This window comes from Pseudomonas koreensis (assembly GCF_012986595.1).
In the GTDB taxonomy this organism is placed as follows: Bacteria; Pseudomonadota; Gammaproteobacteria; order Pseudomonadales; family Pseudomonadaceae; genus Aquipseudomonas; species Aquipseudomonas koreensis.
On sequence record NZ_JAAQYM010000009.1, the window covers coordinates 16180 to 29560 of the forward strand.

The 13381-nt window shown below is 54.5% G+C and carries 24 protein-coding genes; all 24 read left to right on the forward strand.

Annotated elements, in window-relative coordinates:
* Positions 1-118: 118 nt before the first annotated feature.
* The 24 genes from rpsL (at position 119) to rpmD (ending at position 13379) form a co-directional block, all read left to right on the forward strand.
* The gene (gene rpsL, locus HBN98_RS25490; RefSeq protein WP_003186084.1) at positions 119-490 is read left to right on the forward strand and encodes a 30S ribosomal protein S12; all 372 of its coding nucleotides are present in this window, start codon (positions 119-121) and stop codon (positions 488-490) included.
* Between the two features lie 107 nt (positions 491-597).
* Positions 598-1071 (forward strand): 30S ribosomal protein S7, encoded by a 474-nt coding sequence (gene rpsG, locus HBN98_RS25495; RefSeq protein WP_003228745.1) that lies wholly within the window; start codon positions 598-600, stop codon positions 1069-1071.
* A gap of 30 nt (positions 1072-1101) precedes the next feature.
* Positions 1102-3207: an elongation factor G gene (fusA, locus tag HBN98_RS25500; RefSeq protein WP_064589462.1), complete on the forward strand. Its 2106-nt coding sequence runs from the start codon at positions 1102-1104 to the stop codon at positions 3205-3207.
* A gap of 31 nt (positions 3208-3238) precedes the next feature.
* Complete coding sequence (gene tuf / locus HBN98_RS25505) at positions 3239-4432, forward strand: elongation factor Tu (RefSeq protein ID WP_024014521.1); 1194 nt, start codon at positions 3239-3241, stop codon at positions 4430-4432.
* Between the two features lie 158 nt (positions 4433-4590).
* A complete protein-coding gene (gene rpsJ, locus HBN98_RS25510; protein ID WP_003186070.1) occupies positions 4591-4902 on the forward strand; it encodes a 30S ribosomal protein S10 in 312 nt (103 codons plus the stop codon).
* A gap of 80 nt (positions 4903-4982) precedes the next feature.
* Positions 4983-5618 (forward strand): 50S ribosomal protein L3, encoded by a 636-nt coding sequence (gene rplC, locus HBN98_RS25515; protein ID WP_003228738.1) that lies wholly within the window; start codon positions 4983-4985, stop codon positions 5616-5618.
* Between the two features lie 12 nt (positions 5619-5630).
* The gene (rplD, locus tag HBN98_RS25520) at positions 5631-6233 is read left to right on the forward strand and encodes a 50S ribosomal protein L4 (RefSeq protein WP_003228735.1); all 603 of its coding nucleotides are present in this window, start codon (positions 5631-5633) and stop codon (positions 6231-6233) included.
* Complete coding sequence (gene rplW / locus HBN98_RS25525; RefSeq protein WP_002555488.1) at positions 6230-6529, forward strand: 50S ribosomal protein L23; 300 nt, start codon at positions 6230-6232, stop codon at positions 6527-6529. Before rplD ends, rplW begins: the two co-directional genes overlap by 4 nt.
* Positions 6530-6543: 14 nt before the next feature.
* On the forward strand, positions 6544-7368 hold the full coding sequence (rplB, locus tag HBN98_RS25530; RefSeq protein WP_003228734.1) for a 50S ribosomal protein L2: 825 nt from the start codon (positions 6544-6546) through the stop codon (positions 7366-7368).
* Positions 7369-7384: 16 nt separating this feature from the next.
* Complete coding sequence (gene rpsS / locus HBN98_RS25535) at positions 7385-7660, forward strand: 30S ribosomal protein S19 (RefSeq protein WP_003228731.1); 276 nt, start codon at positions 7385-7387, stop codon at positions 7658-7660.
* A gap of 11 nt (positions 7661-7671) precedes the next feature.
* Positions 7672-8004 carry a 50S ribosomal protein L22 gene (gene rplV / locus HBN98_RS25540; protein WP_003103908.1) on the forward strand — a complete coding sequence of 111 codons (333 nt, stop codon included), beginning with the start codon at positions 7672-7674 and terminating at the stop codon, positions 8002-8004.
* Between the two features lie 13 nt (positions 8005-8017).
* A complete protein-coding gene (gene rpsC / locus HBN98_RS25545) occupies positions 8018-8704 on the forward strand; it encodes a 30S ribosomal protein S3 (protein WP_003176422.1) in 687 nt (228 codons plus the stop codon).
* Positions 8705-8716: 12 nt separating this feature from the next.
* Positions 8717-9130, forward strand: a complete 414-nt coding sequence (rplP, locus tag HBN98_RS25550) for a 50S ribosomal protein L16 (protein WP_003228729.1) — start codon at positions 8717-8719, stop codon at positions 9128-9130.
* Positions 9130-9321 (forward strand): 50S ribosomal protein L29, encoded by a 192-nt coding sequence (rpmC, locus tag HBN98_RS25555; protein ID WP_002555481.1) that lies wholly within the window; start codon positions 9130-9132, stop codon positions 9319-9321. Before rplP ends, rpmC begins: the two co-directional genes overlap by 1 nt.
* A 2-nt stretch (positions 9322-9323) precedes the next feature.
* A complete protein-coding gene (rpsQ, locus tag HBN98_RS25560; protein ID WP_003194644.1) occupies positions 9324-9590 on the forward strand; it encodes a 30S ribosomal protein S17 in 267 nt (88 codons plus the stop codon).
* A gap of 23 nt (positions 9591-9613) precedes the next feature.
* Positions 9614-9982, forward strand: coding sequence for a 50S ribosomal protein L14 (gene rplN / locus HBN98_RS25565; RefSeq protein ID WP_002555479.1), 369 nt, complete (start codon positions 9614-9616; stop codon positions 9980-9982).
* An 11-nt stretch (positions 9983-9993) separates the two neighbouring features.
* Positions 9994-10308 carry a 50S ribosomal protein L24 gene (rplX, locus tag HBN98_RS25570; protein ID WP_003186046.1) on the forward strand — a complete coding sequence of 105 codons (315 nt, stop codon included), beginning with the start codon at positions 9994-9996 and terminating at the stop codon, positions 10306-10308.
* Between the two features lie 20 nt (positions 10309-10328).
* Complete coding sequence (rplE, locus tag HBN98_RS25575) at positions 10329-10868, forward strand: 50S ribosomal protein L5 (RefSeq protein WP_003210069.1); 540 nt, start codon at positions 10329-10331, stop codon at positions 10866-10868.
* A gap of 13 nt (positions 10869-10881) precedes the next feature.
* Positions 10882-11187, forward strand: a complete 306-nt coding sequence (rpsN, locus tag HBN98_RS25580) for a 30S ribosomal protein S14 (protein WP_003228726.1) — start codon at positions 10882-10884, stop codon at positions 11185-11187.
* A 209-nt stretch (positions 11188-11396) separates the two neighbouring features.
* Complete coding sequence (rpsH, locus tag HBN98_RS25585) at positions 11397-11789, forward strand: 30S ribosomal protein S8 (protein WP_007966178.1); 393 nt, start codon at positions 11397-11399, stop codon at positions 11787-11789.
* A gap of 12 nt (positions 11790-11801) precedes the next feature.
* Positions 11802-12335 (forward strand): 50S ribosomal protein L6, encoded by a 534-nt coding sequence (gene rplF, locus HBN98_RS25590; RefSeq protein WP_007966176.1) that lies wholly within the window; start codon positions 11802-11804, stop codon positions 12333-12335.
* A gap of 10 nt (positions 12336-12345) precedes the next feature.
* Complete coding sequence (gene rplR / locus HBN98_RS25595) at positions 12346-12696, forward strand: 50S ribosomal protein L18 (protein WP_003186037.1); 351 nt, start codon at positions 12346-12348, stop codon at positions 12694-12696.
* 3 nt (positions 12697-12699) lie between these two features.
* On the forward strand, positions 12700-13200 hold the full coding sequence (rpsE, locus tag HBN98_RS25600) for a 30S ribosomal protein S5 (RefSeq protein WP_003176409.1): 501 nt from the start codon (positions 12700-12702) through the stop codon (positions 13198-13200).
* A gap of 2 nt (positions 13201-13202) precedes the next feature.
* Positions 13203-13379: a 50S ribosomal protein L30 gene (gene rpmD / locus HBN98_RS25605; protein ID WP_003176408.1), complete on the forward strand. Its 177-nt coding sequence runs from the start codon at positions 13203-13205 to the stop codon at positions 13377-13379.
* The last annotated feature ends 2 nt before the right edge of the window (positions 13380-13381 follow it).

The window sequence follows — 13381 nt, forward strand, 5'->3', positions numbered from 1 at the left end:
GACTGGGGGCAAGATCCTCTTTAGACTCTTGATCCCCTAAATTTGGCGGGAATCCGTTCCTGCCATTTTGCTTTTCTTGCAAGACAATAGCGTCGCAAGACAACAGTGGAGCTAGTAGATGGCAACTATCAACCAGCTGGTACGTCAGCCGCGTAAGCGTATCGTCGAGAAATCCGACGTGCCTGCGCTGCAGAACTGCCCGCAACGTCGTGGCGTGTGCACCCGTGTGTACACCACCACGCCGAAAAAACCTAACTCGGCACTGCGTAAAGTATGCCGTGTGCGTCTGACCAACGGTTTCGAGGTTTCCTCGTACATCGGTGGTGAAGGCCACAACCTGCAAGAGCACAGCGTGGTACTGATCCGCGGCGGTCGTGTAAAAGACTTGCCAGGTGTTCGTTACCACACCGTTCGCGGCTCCTTGGATACTTCCGGCGTTAAAGGCCGTAACCAGGGTCGTTCGAAGTACGGTACCAAGCGTCCGAAGTAATCGGCCGTTTTGCAGATTTTCATTTTATTGAGTCGATAAGAGTAAGGTCGGGCACGCATCCACTGGATCTGTCCCGAGCTAACCTGAAGACCGCTTGAGGGCTTATCATGCCAAGACGTCGCGTAGCAGCAAAGCGTGAGATTCTGGACGATCCGAAATACGGAAGTCAGATCCTCGCCAAATTCATGAACCACGTTATGGAAAGCGGCAAGAAAGCCGTTGCCGAGCGTATCGTTTATGGTGCCCTGGAAACCGTGAAGGCTCGTAAGGCCGGCACCGATCCCCTGGAACTCTTCGAAAAAGCACTCGACGCCATCGCTCCGCTGGTCGAAGTGAAGTCGCGCCGCGTTGGTGGTGCTACTTACCAGGTTCCGGTCGAGGTTCGTCCTTCCCGCCGTAACGCTCTGGCAATGCGCTGGTTGGTAGACTTCGCCCGTAAGCGTGGCGAGAAGTCTATGGCTCTGCGCTTGGCTGGCGAGCTGCTGGATGCTGCTGAAGGTAAAGGTGCTGCTGTTAAGAAGCGTGAAGACGTGCACCGTATGGCCGAAGCTAACAAAGCTTTCTCGCACTACCGCTTCTAATTTTAGCTTCACTAATTTTGCGAGGGCTTTATGGCTCGTACTACTCCGATTAGCCGCTACCGTAACATCGGTATCGTCGCTCACGTGGATGCTGGTAAAACCACCACCACCGAGCGCGTCCTTTTTTACACCGGCAAAAGTCACAAAATGGGCGAGGTGCATGACGGCGCCGCGACCACAGACTGGATGGTGCAGGAGCAGGAGCGTGGTATTACCATTACTTCTGCTGCTATCACTGCCTTCTGGAAAGGTTCCGAGAAGCAGTACCCGCACGAACACCGCTTCAACGTCATCGATACCCCGGGCCACGTAGACTTCACCATTGAAGTTGAACGTTCCCTGCGCGTACTCGACGGCGCTGTCGTTGTGTTCTGTGGTACTTCGGGCGTTGAGCCGCAGTCGGAAACCGTATGGCGTCAAGCCAACAAATACGGCGTTCCACGTCTTGTTTACGTAAACAAGATGGACCGTGCTGGTGCCAACTTCCTGCGCGTGATCGGTCAGATCAAACAGCGTCTGGGTCACACTCCGGTGCCGATCCAGCTGGCTATCGGTTCGGAAGATAACTTCCAAGGCCAGATCGACCTGATCAACATGCAGGCTGTTTACTGGAACGACTCTGACAAAGGTATGGTCCCTGTTCGCAAGGACATTCCTGCTGAGCTCCAAGAGCTGGCTGAAGAGTGGCGCAACAACATGGTTGAAGCTGCTGCTGAAGCCAACGAAGAGCTGATGAACAAGTACCTGGAAGGCGAAGAGCTGTCGATCGAAGAGATCAAAGCTGCTTTGCGTCAGCGTACTATCGCCGGCGAAATCGTTCTGGCTGTTTGCGGCTCTTCGTTCAAGAACAAGGGCGTTCCCCTGGTTCTCGACGCCGTTATCGACTTCCTGCCTGCTCCTACCGATATTCCTGCGATCAAGGGTTCCAACCCTGATAACGAGGAAGAGGAAATGGAGCGTCACGCAAGTGATGACGAGCCGTTTGCTGCTCTGGCGTTCAAAATCGCTACCGACCCATTCGTGGGTACCTTGACCTTCGTCCGTGTTTACTCGGGCGTGTTGAACTCCGGCGACGGCGTGATCAACTCGGTTAAAGGCAAGAAAGAGCGCGTGGGTCGTATGGTGCAAATGCACGCAAACGCCCGCGAAGAGATCAAGGAAGTGCGCGCTGGCGACATCGCGGCCCTGATCGGCATGAAGGACGTCACCACTGGTGAAACCCTCTGCAACGCTGACAAGCCAATCATCCTGGTTCGTATGGACTTCCCGGAGCCGGTTATTTCGGTTGCCGTTGAGCCTAAGACCAAGGATGACCAGGAAAAAATGGGTATCGCTCTGGGCAAACTGGCTCAGGAAGACCCGTCTTTCCGCGTTAAGACTGATGAAGAGACTGGTCAAACGATCATCTCCGGCATGGGCGAGCTGCACCTGGACATCCTGGTTGACCGGATGCGCCGTGAGTTCAACGTCGAAGCCAACATCGGTAAGCCTCAGGTTTCCTATCGTGAGCGCATCACGAAGAACTGCGAAATCGAAGGCAAGTTCGTTCGCCAGTCCGGCGGTCGTGGCCAGTTCGGTCACTGCTGGATCCGTTTTGCTCCTGCTGACGAAGGTCAGGAAGGTCTGCAATTCGTGAACGAAGTCGTAGGTGGTGTGGTTCCTAAGGAATACATCCCGGCTATCCAGAAGGGTATCGAAGAGCAGATGAAGAACGGCGTTGTTGCCGGCTATCCGCTGATCGGCCTGAAGGCTACCGTGTTCGATGGTTCTTACCACGACGTCGACTCCAACGAGATGGCGTTCAAGGTGGCTGCTTCCATGGCGACCAAGCAACTGGCCCAGAAGGGCGGTGGTGAGTTGCTCGAGCCGATCATGGCGGTAGAGGTTGTTACGCCTGAAGACTATATGGGTGATGTAATGGGCGACCTTAACCGTCGTCGCGGCATGATCCAGGGTATGGAAGACACAGTGTCCGGCAAGGTTATCCGTGCCGAAGTTCCACTGGGTGAGATGTTCGGTTATGCGACCGACGTTCGTTCCATGTCTCAGGGTCGCGCAAGCTACTCTATGGAATTCAAAAAATACGATACGGCTCCGTCGCACATCGTCGAATCCGTAACCAAAAAACAAGGCTGATTCAGCCCCTTTAGGCTAGGAGTTAATTGTCGTGGCTAAAGAAAAATTTGATCGTTCCCTACCGCACGTCAACGTTGGCACTATCGGTCACGTTGACCACGGTAAAACCACTCTGACCGCTGCTCTGACTCGCGTCTGCTCCGAAGTTTTCGGTTCGGCCGTAGTTGAATTCGACAAGATCGACAGCGCTCCAGAAGAAAAAGCTCGCGGTATCACCATCAACACTGCTCACGTTGAGTACAACTCGACTATTCGTCACTACGCTCACGTTGACTGCCCAGGTCACGCTGACTATGTGAAGAACATGATCACTGGTGCTGCCCAGATGGACGGCGCGATCCTGGTTTGCTCGGCCGCTGATGGTCCGATGCCACAAACCCGTGAGCACATCCTGCTGTCCCGTCAGGTTGGCGTTCCGTACATCGTGGTTTTCCTGAACAAGGCTGACCTGGTAGACGACGCAGAGCTGCTGGAACTGGTTGAGATGGAAGTTCGCGACCTGCTGTCCACCTATGACTTCCCAGGCGACGACACTCCGATCATCATCGGTTCGGCTCGTATGGCGCTGGAAGGCAAAGACGACAACGAAATGGGCACCACTGCCGTTCGTAAACTGGTTGAGACTCTGGATACCTACATCCCAGAACCAGTTCGTATGATCGACAAGCCATTCCTGATGCCAATCGAAGACGTATTCTCGATCTCGGGTCGCGGTACTGTTGTGACTGGTCGTATCGAGCGCGGTATCGTTCGCGTTCAAGATGCACTGGAAATCGTTGGTCTGCGCGACACCACTACCACCACCTGCACCGGTGTTGAAATGTTCCGCAAGCTGCTCGACGAAGGTCGTGCTGGCGAGAACTGCGGCGTTCTGCTGCGTGGTACCAAGCGTGACGACGTTGAGCGTGGTCAGGTTCTGGTTAAGCCGGGTTCGGTTAAGCCGCACACCAAGTTCACCGCAGAAGTTTACGTTCTGAGCAAGGAAGAAGGCGGTCGTCACACTCCGTTCTTCAAAGGCTACCGTCCACAGTTCTACTTCCGTACTACTGACGTGACTGGTAACTGCGAGCTGCCAGAAGGCGTTGAAATGGTAATGCCAGGTGACAACATTCAGATGACTGTTACCCTGATCAAAACCATCGCGATGGAAGACGGTCTGCGTTTCGCTATCCGTGAAGGCGGTCGTACCGTCGGCGCTGGCGTCGTAGCCAAAATCATCGAGTAAGTCTCTTTTATAGAGTCAGCTTGATGGATTGAAAAAGCCCCCGCTCAGCGGGGGCTTTTTTATTGGGTTGACACCTATCTGGGGCGTCTATAGAATTGCGCCTCCTTTTAACGGGCGTATTGCGCCCGGTGGGAATAGCAGCCGGAGTCTGAAATCCAATGCAAAATCAGCAAATCCGTATCAGGTTGAAGGCTTTTGACCATCGCCTGATCGACCAATCAACCCAGGAAATCGTGGAAACCGCGAAACGTACTGGTGCTCAAGTGCGTGGTCCAATTCCACTGCCTACCCGTAAAGAGCGGTTCACCGTTCTGGTTTCCCCGCACGTCAACAAAGACGCGCGTGACCAGTACGAAATCCGCACTCATAAGCGCGTTCTGGACATCGTCCAGCCAACGGATAAAACCGTTGATGCTCTTATGAAGCTTGATCTTGCGGCCGGTGTGGAAGTGCAGATCAGCCTCGGCTAAGACTCGGTCTTAGTCGTGTAACGCTCTGAAATGGGCGGCCATAGCGGGTGAAAGCCCCGTACACTCATGAGGTTTACAACATGACTATTGGTGTAGTCGGTCGTAAATGCGGTATGACCCGTATTTTCACCGAAGAAGGTGTCTCCATTCCGGTCACGGTCATTGAGATCGAGCCGAATCGCGTCACCCAGTTCAAAACTGAAGAGACCGATGGCTATCGTGCAGTGCAAGTCACTGTCGGCGAGCGTCGTGCTTCGCGTGTAACAGCAGCTCAAGCTGGCCACTTCGCTAAAGCGAACGTTGCCGCTGGTCGCACCACCATGGAATTCCGTCTTGAAGAAGGCGAGTACCAGGCTGGCGATCTGATCAACGCTGAAATCTTCGCCGCTGGTCAACTGGTTGATGTAACCGGTCAGTCCAAGGGTAAAGGCTTCCAGGGTACGATCAAGCGTTGGAATTTCCGCGGGCAAGATAACACCCACGGTAACTCCGTATCCCACCGCGTCCCAGGCTCTATCGGCCAGTGCCAGACTCCTGGTCGTGTATTCAAGGGCAAAAAAATGTCCGGTCATATGGGCGCTGAGCGCGTGACCGTGCAGTCCCTGGAAGTAGTGCGCGTGGACGCTGAACGCAATCTGTTGTTGGTCAAGGGTGCTGTTCCTGGCGCTACTGGCGGCAACCTGGTTGTACGTCCAGCAGCCAAGGCTCGCGGTTAAGGGGAAGCTGACATGCAATTAAATGTAAATGACGCTCAAGCGATCGAAGTTTCCGAACTGACATTTGGCGGCGAGTTCAACGAGACGCTGGTTCACCAAGCAGTCGTGGCCTACATGGCCGGCGGCCGTCAAGGTAGCAAGCAGCAAAAGACCCGTTCCGACGTTCGTGGTGGCGGTAAGCGCCCATGGCGTCAGAAAGGTACTGGCCGTGCTCGTGCCGGTACTATCCGTAGCCCAATCTGGCGTGGCGGCGGTACCACTTTCGCAGCTCGTCCACAGGATCACTCCCAAAAGCTGAACAAGAAGATGTATCGCGCAGCAATGCGTTCCATCCTTGCTGAGCTGGTGCGTACTGATCGTCTGGTCGTGGTTCAGGATTTCGCTGTTGAAACTCCGAAAACCAAAGATCTGCTGGGCAAACTGAACAACATGAGCCTGACCGACGTTTTGATCGTGTCGGACGCTGTTGATCAGAACCTGTACCTGGCTGCTCGTAACCTGCCACACGTAGATGTACGTGACGTGCAAGGTTCCGATCCAGTTAGTCTGATCGCATACGACAAGGTGTTGATCACCGTGTCGGCCGTGAAGAAATTCGAGGAGCTGCTGGGATGAACCAGGAACGCGTATTTAAAGTTCTGCTTGGCCCGCACGTTTCCGAGAAGGCTACGGTTCTGGCAGACAAGAAAGGCCAGTTCGTTTTCAAGGTTGCTACTGATGCAACCAAGCTGGAAATCAAGAAGGCCGTCGAAAGCCTGTTCAGCGTGAAAGTAGAGCGCGTCACTACCCTGAACGTTCTGGGTAAGAGCAAGCGCACTGCTCGCGGTCTGGGCAAGCGTAATGACTGGAAGAAGGCAGTTATCTCCCTTCAGCCAGGCCAAGATCTCGATTTCAGCAGCAGTGCTGAGTAAGGAAGGGGTGCATCATGGCAATCGTTAAATGCAAACCGACTTCCCCTGGCCGCCGTTTTGTGGTCAAGGTGGTCAACCAGGAGCTGCATAAAGGCGCTCCTCACGCACCGCTGCTCGAGAAAAAATCGAAGACTGGTGGTCGTAACAACAATGGCCGTATTACCACTCGTCACATCGGTGGTGGTCATAAGCAGCATTATCGTATGGTCGATTTCCGTCGCAACGACAAAGATGGCATCGTCGCCACTGTCGAGCGTATCGAATACGATCCAAACCGTACTGCTCACATCGCACTGCTCTGCTACGCAGACGGCGAGCGCCGCTACATCATCGCCCCTAAAGGCGTGAGTGCTGGCGACCAGCTGATCGCAGGCGCTCTGGCTCCAATCAAGCCAGGCAACGCTCTGCAACTGCGCAACATTCCAGTCGGTTCTACCGTACACGGCATCGAACTGAAGCCAGGTAAAGGCGCACAGATCGCTCGCTCCGCTGGTGCTTCGGCTCAGCTGATCGCTCGTGAAGGCGTGTACGTTACCCTGCGTCTGCGTTCCGGTGAAATGCGTAAAGTCCTGGCTGAATGCCGTGCGACCCTGGGCGAAGTCTCGAACTCCGAGCACAGCCTGCGTTCGCTGGGTAAAGCTGGTGCCAAGCGCTGGCGTGGCGTTCGCCCAACCGTTCGTGGTGTTGCCATGAACCCGGTTGACCACCCACATGGTGGTGGTGAAGGTCGTACCTCTGGTGGTCGTCATCCGGTATCGCCATGGGGCTTCCCGACTAAGGGCGCGAAGACTCGTGGTAATAAGCGTACCGACAAAATGATCGTCCGTCGTCGCAAGTAAATAGAGGGATACGACAGTGCCACGTTCTCTGAAAAAAGGTCCTTTTATTGATCTTCACCTACTGAAGAAGATCGAAGTGGCGGCGGAAAAGAACGATCGCAAACCAATTAAGACTTGGTCGCGTCGTTCGATGATCCTGCCACAAATGGTCGGTCTGACCATCGCAGTACACAACGGCCGTCAGCACGTCCCAGTTCTCGTGAACGAAGACATGGTTGGCCATAAACTGGGCGAGTTCGCCGGTACCCGCACTTATCGTGGGCACGTGGCTGACAAGAAAGCCAAGCGTTAAGGGGTAAGGAAATGGAAGTAGCCGCTAAGTTGTCGGGCGCTCGAATCTCCGCCCAGAAAGCCCGCTTGGTCGCCGACCAGATCCGCGGGAAGAAGGTGGGCGAAGCGCTCAACCTGTTGGCTTTCAGCAGTAAGAAAGCCGCCGAGATCATGAAGAAAGTGCTGGAGTCGGCCGTAGCCAACGCCGAGCATAACGAAGGCGCAGACGTTGATGACCTGAAGGTTAGCACCGTTTTCGTCAACGAAGGGCGTTCGCTGAAGCGCATCATGCCACGTGCCAAAGGCCGTGCTGATCGCATCGTCAAGCGGTCTTGCCATATCACTGTCAAGGTTGCTGACAAGTAACGGAGTCGAAGAGATGGGTCAGAAAGTACATCCCATTGGCATTCGCCTGGGAATCGTCAAGGAGCACACCTCCGTCTGGTACGCAGACGGTCGGACTTATGCGGACTACTTGTTCGCAGATCTGAAAGTGCGTGAGTATCTCCAAGACAAACTAAAAAGCGCGTCCGTAAGCCGTATCGATATCCATCGTCCGGCCCAAACTGCACGCATCACCATCCACACCGCTCGTCCAGGTATCGTTATCGGGAAGAAAGGTGAAGATGTTGAGAAACTGCGTCAGGACCTGACCAAGCAAATGGGTGTGCCTGTGCACATCAATATCGAAGAGATCCGCAAGCCGGAGCTCGACGGTATGCTGGTTGCGCAGAGCGTAGCTCAGCAGCTGGAGCGTCGCGTAATGTTCCGTCGCGCTATGAAGCGCGCAGTACAGAACGCCATGCGCATTGGTGCCAAAGGCATCAAAATCCAAGTGAGCGGTCGTCTCGGCGGTGCTGAAATCGCACGTACTGAATGGTATCGCGAAGGTCGTGTGCCACTGCACACCCTGCGTGCCGACATCGACTATGCCAACTACGAAGCTCACACCACCTACGGTGTGATCGGTGTAAAGGTTTGGATCTTCAAAGGCGAAGTAATTGGTGGTCGCCAAGAAGAGCTGAAACCACAAGCACCAGCGCCTCGTAAAAAAGCTGCTAAGTAAGGGGTACGCCAAATGTTGCAACCAAAGCGTACGAAGTTCCGCAAGCAGATGACCGGCCACAACCGTGGTCTGGCACTGCGCGGTAGCAAAGTCAGCTTCGGCGAGTTCGCGCTGAAGTCTGTTGCTCGTGGTCGTCTCACCGCTCGTCAGATCGAGTCAGCGCGTCGTGCTCTGACCCGTCACGTAAAACGTGGCGGCAAGATCTGGATCCGTGTATTCCCGGACAAGCCGATCTCCAAAAAACCTCTCGAGGTTCGTATGGGTAAAGGTAAGGGTAACGTGGAGTACTGGGTTGCCCAGATTCAGCCAGGCAAAGTCCTGTATGAAATCGAGGGTGTTTCTGAAGAGCTGGCGCGTGAGGCTTTCGCCCTGGCTGCTGCAAAGCTGCCGCTCGCCACCTCCTTTGTTAAACGGACGGTGATGTGATGAAAGCGAATGAACTTCGTGAAAAATCCGCACAGCAGCTGAACGAGCAACTGCTCGGCTTGCTGCGCGACCAGTTCAATCTGCGCATGCAGAAAGCAACTGGCCAGTTGGGGCAGTCTCATCTGCTCTCGCAAGTTAAGCGTGACATCGCTCGCGTGAAGACTGTGCTCAACCAGCAGGCAGGTAAGTGATCATGGCTGAAGCCGAAAAAACTGTCCGTACGCTGACTGGCCGTGTTGTCAGCGACAAGATGGACAAAACCATCACCGTTCTGATCGAGCGTCGCGTTAAGCACCCGATCTACGGTAAATACGTTAAGCGTTCGACTAAGCTGCACGCGCACGACGAAACCAATCAGTGCCACATCGGCGACAAAGTCACTATTCGTGAAACTCGTCCGATGGCCAAGACCAAGTCTTGGGCGCTGGTTGATGTTCTCGAACGCGCTGTGGAAGTCTAAGGGCTAGGGGTCGGAGAAATTATATGATTCAGACTCAATCCATGCTCGATGTGGCCGATAACAGCGGCGCTCGCCGCGTTATGTGCATCAAGGTGCTGGGTGGCTCCCATCGTCGTTACGCTGGTATCGGTGACATCATCAAAGTTACCGTGAAGGAAGCAATTCCTCGCGGTAAAGTGAAAAAAGGCCAAGTGATGACTGCTGTTGTAGTCCGCACTCGTCACGGCGTACGTCGTGCTGATGGCTCCATTATCCGCTTTGATGGCAACGCTGCTGTTCTTCTGAACAACAAGCAAGAGCCGATCGGCACCCGTATCTTTGGGCCAGTGACCCGTGAACTTCGTACTGAGAAGTTCATGAAGATCGTCTCGCTCGCCCCAGAAGTGCTGTAAGGAGATCCGACATGCAAAAGATTCGTCGTGACGACGAGATCATCGTGATCGCCGGCAAAGACAAAGGTAAGCGCGGTAAGGTGCTGAAGGTTCTTGCTGACAACCGTCTGGTTGTTGGTGGTCTGAACCTGGTCAAGCGTCATACCAAGCCTAACCCGATGTCGGGCGTACAGGGCGGTATCGTCGAGAAAGAAGCGCCACTGCACGCTTCCAACGTCGCCATCTTCAACGGCGAAACCAACAAGGCTGACCGCGTTGGTTTCAAAGTAGAAGACGGTAAGAAAATTCGTGTCTTCAAGTCGACCCAAAAAGCGGTTGATGCTTGAACACTGCTAGGTAGAAGACCATGGCACGACTAAAAGAGATTTACCGGAAGGAAATCGCTCCGAAACTTAAGGAAGAACTTAAGCTTTCGAACGTGATGGAAGTTCCGCGCGTTACCAAAATCACCCTGAACATGGGTCTGGGCGAAGCGATCGGCGACAAAAAAGTCATCGAGCACGCTGTTGCTGACCTGGAAAAGATCACCGGCCAAAAAGTCGTTGTGACCTACGCTCGTAAATCCATCGCTGGCTTTAAAGTCCGTGAAGGATGGCCGATCGGCGTCAAAGTGACTCTGCGCCGTGAGCGTATGTACGAGTTCCTGGATCGTCTGCTGTCGATCTCCCTGCCTCGGGTTCGCGACTTCCGCGGCCTGAATGCCAAGTCCTTCGATGGTCGTGGCAACTACAGCATGGGCGTGAAAGAGCAGATCATTTTCCCGGAAATCGACTACGACAAGATCGATGCTCTCCGCGGTCTGGACATTACCCTGACCACCACTGCCAAGAACGATGATGAAGGCCGCGCTCTGCTGCGTGCTTTCAAATTCCCGTTCCGCAACTGATTGGAGTAGGAAAATGGCCAAGAAGAGCATGAAAAACCGTGAGCTGAAGCGTCAGCTCACTGTTGCCAAGTACGCCACCAAGCGTGCAGCGCTGAAAGCTATCATCGTTGATCTGAACGCAAGTCCAGAAGCGCGTTGGGAAGCTACCGTAGCTCTGCAGAAGCAACCACGTGACGCAAGCGCTTCGCGCATGCGTAACCGTTGCCGCCTGACTGGTCGTCCGCATGGCGTTTACCGCAAGTTCGGCCTCGGCCGTAACAAACTGCGTGAAGCGGCAATGCGTGGTGACGTTCCAGGTCTGGTTAAAGCCAGCTGGTAATCGCTGTCAAAGCCTCGATGATCGGGTTTGCAAGAACCTGACCATCGGTGGCCTTGAATCTGAATCAAGCCCCTTTTGGGGCTTGATTCATTTCTGGGGTGTGTCTAGAATGACCGGCTCGCCTGAGCCCGTGTTTTTCACGCCCGGAATTTCTCGGCGACAAGTAGTAGCCGCAAGGCTAATTTTTCTGTATTAGGAGCGTCTAGCCCATGAGTATGCAGGACCCGTTAGCGGACATGCTAACTCGAATCCGTAATGCCCAGATGGCTGAAAAGTCTGTCGTAAGCATGCCGTCTTCCACGTTGAAGGTGGCTGTAGCAAAAGTCCTGAAGGACGAAGGTTACATCGCGGATTTTCAGATCACCACCGACGCTAAGCCGTCGTTGTCCATCTCGCTGAAGTACTTCGAAGGCCGTCCGGTCATCGAGGAAGTGAAGCGCGTTAGTCGTCCAGGCCTGCGTCAGTACAAGTCCGTTGAAGATCTGCCAAAAGTTCGTGGCGGTCTCGGCGTGTCTATCGTCTCCACCAACAAAGGTGTGATGACGGATCGTGCTGCGCGCGCTGCCGGTGTCGGCGGCGAAGTTCTTTGCACTGTGTTCTAAGGGGGGATAAGCATGTCTCGCGTCGCTAAGAACCCCGTTAAGCTGCCAGCCGGTGTCGAAGTCAAATTCGCAGGCCAACAGCTTTCGGTGAAGGGTGCCAAGGGTACTCTTGAACTGAACATCCATTCGTCCGTTGAGATCGTTGAAGAAGCTGGTGAGCTGCGTTTCGCTGCTCGCAATGGCGATCAACAAACTCGCGCAATGGCCGGTACCACGCGTGCGTTGGTAAACAACATGGTCCAAGGCGTAAGCCAAGGCTTCGAGCGCAAGCTCCAGCTGGTCGGTGTTGGTTACAAGGCGCAAGCAAAAGGTCAGGTGCTGAACCTGGCTCTTGGCTTCTCGCACCCAGTGGATTACGAACTGCCGCAAGGCATCACCGCTGAGACTCCTAGCCAGACCGATATCCTGATCAAGGGCATCGACAAGCAGCTGGTAGGTCAAGTGGCCGCTGAGATCCGCGACTTCCGTCCACCAGAGCCGTACAAAGGCAAAGGTGTGCGCTACGCGGACGAAGTCGTCCGTCGTAAAGAAGCCAAGAAGAAGTAGGGCATAGCAAATGACCGACAAAAAAGTTACTCGACTGCGTCGCGCTCGCAAAGCACGCCTGAAAATGCACGAACTCGAAGTCGTGCGTCTCTGCGTGTTCCGCTCGTCGCAGCACATCTACGCCCAGGTCATCTCGGCCGACGGCAACAAAGTCCTGGCAAGCGCCTCGACTTTGGATAAAGAACTGCGTGATGGCGCCACTGGCAACATCGACGCGGCCACAAAGGTTGGCCAGCTGGTCGCTACGCGTGCTAAGGCCGCTGGCGTCTCGCAAGTGGCTTTCGACCGCTCTGGCTTCAAGTACCATGGCCGCGTTAAAGCGCTGGCTGATGCTGCTCGTGAAGCTGGGCTGGAGTTCTAAGTTATGTCAAATAACGACCAAAAGCGCGACGAAGGCTACATTGAGAAGCTGGTTCAAGTTAACCGCGTAGCCAAAACCGTTAAAGGCGGCCGTATCTTCACTTTCACCGCGTTGACCGTGGTTGGTGATGGTAAAGGGCGTGTTGGCTTCGGCCGTGGCAAGTCGCGTGAAGTGCCTGCTGCGATCCAGAAGGCAATGGAAGCTGCTCGCCGCAACATGATTCAAGTTGACCTGAACGGCACTACCCTGCAGTACGCAATGAAGTCCGCTCACGGCGCTTCGAAGGTGTACATGCAGCCTGCTTCTGAAGGTACCGGTATCATTGCTGGCGGCGCTATGCGTGCTGTCCTCGAAGTTGCTGGCGTTCAGAACGTTCTGGCCAAGTGCTACGGCTCGACTAACCCGGTAAACGTGGTTCACGCCACTTTCAAGGGTCTGAAAGCCATGCAATCTCCTGAGTCCATTGCTGCCAAGCGTGGCTTGACTGTCAAGGAGATCTTCTGATCATGGCTACCGTTAAAGTTACGCTGATCAAAAGCATGACCGGCCGCATCCCTAACCACAAACTGTGCGTTAAGGGTCTGGGTCTGCGTCGCATCGGTCACACTGTAGAAGTCCAGGATACTCCCGAGAATCGCGGGATGATCAACAAGGCTTACTACATGCTGCGTGTCGAGGGTTAATC

What these genes read in the sequence shown, in the direction of transcription:
- rpsL (WP_003186084.1), top strand. Translation starts at nt 119, where the DNA reads ATGGCAACTATCAACCAGCTGGTACGTCAGCCGCGTAAGCGTATCGTC.
- rpsG (WP_003228745.1), top strand. Translation starts at nt 598, where the DNA reads ATGCCAAGACGTCGCGTAGCAGCAAAGCGTGAGATTCTGGACGATCCG.
- fusA (WP_064589462.1), top strand. Translation starts at nt 1,102, where the DNA reads ATGGCTCGTACTACTCCGATTAGCCGCTACCGTAACATCGGTATCGTC.
- rpsJ (WP_003186070.1), top strand. Translation starts at nt 4,591, where the DNA reads ATGCAAAATCAGCAAATCCGTATCAGGTTGAAGGCTTTTGACCATCGC.
- rplC (WP_003228738.1), top strand. Translation starts at nt 4,983, where the DNA reads ATGACTATTGGTGTAGTCGGTCGTAAATGCGGTATGACCCGTATTTTC.
- rplD (WP_003228735.1), top strand. Translation starts at nt 5,631, where the DNA reads ATGCAATTAAATGTAAATGACGCTCAAGCGATCGAAGTTTCCGAACTG.
- rplW (WP_002555488.1), top strand. Translation starts at nt 6,230, where the DNA reads ATGAACCAGGAACGCGTATTTAAAGTTCTGCTTGGCCCGCACGTTTCC.
- rplB (WP_003228734.1), top strand. Translation starts at nt 6,544, where the DNA reads ATGGCAATCGTTAAATGCAAACCGACTTCCCCTGGCCGCCGTTTTGTG.
- rplV (WP_003103908.1), top strand. Translation starts at nt 7,672, where the DNA reads ATGGAAGTAGCCGCTAAGTTGTCGGGCGCTCGAATCTCCGCCCAGAAA.
- rpsC (WP_003176422.1), top strand. Translation starts at nt 8,018, where the DNA reads ATGGGTCAGAAAGTACATCCCATTGGCATTCGCCTGGGAATCGTCAAG.
- rplP (WP_003228729.1), top strand. Translation starts at nt 8,717, where the DNA reads ATGTTGCAACCAAAGCGTACGAAGTTCCGCAAGCAGATGACCGGCCAC.
- rpmC (WP_002555481.1), top strand. Translation starts at nt 9,130, where the DNA reads ATGAAAGCGAATGAACTTCGTGAAAAATCCGCACAGCAGCTGAACGAG.
- rpsQ (WP_003194644.1), top strand. Translation starts at nt 9,324, where the DNA reads ATGGCTGAAGCCGAAAAAACTGTCCGTACGCTGACTGGCCGTGTTGTC.
- rplN (WP_002555479.1), top strand. Translation starts at nt 9,614, where the DNA reads ATGATTCAGACTCAATCCATGCTCGATGTGGCCGATAACAGCGGCGCT.
- rplX (WP_003186046.1), top strand. Translation starts at nt 9,994, where the DNA reads ATGCAAAAGATTCGTCGTGACGACGAGATCATCGTGATCGCCGGCAAA.
- rplE (WP_003210069.1), top strand. Translation starts at nt 10,329, where the DNA reads ATGGCACGACTAAAAGAGATTTACCGGAAGGAAATCGCTCCGAAACTT.
- rpsN (WP_003228726.1), top strand. Translation starts at nt 10,882, where the DNA reads ATGGCCAAGAAGAGCATGAAAAACCGTGAGCTGAAGCGTCAGCTCACT.
- rpsH (WP_007966178.1), top strand. Translation starts at nt 11,397, where the DNA reads ATGAGTATGCAGGACCCGTTAGCGGACATGCTAACTCGAATCCGTAAT.
- rplF (WP_007966176.1), top strand. Translation starts at nt 11,802, where the DNA reads ATGTCTCGCGTCGCTAAGAACCCCGTTAAGCTGCCAGCCGGTGTCGAA.
- rplR (WP_003186037.1), top strand. Translation starts at nt 12,346, where the DNA reads ATGACCGACAAAAAAGTTACTCGACTGCGTCGCGCTCGCAAAGCACGC.
- rpsE (WP_003176409.1), top strand. Translation starts at nt 12,700, where the DNA reads ATGTCAAATAACGACCAAAAGCGCGACGAAGGCTACATTGAGAAGCTG.
- rpmD (WP_003176408.1), top strand. Translation starts at nt 13,203, where the DNA reads ATGGCTACCGTTAAAGTTACGCTGATCAAAAGCATGACCGGCCGCATC.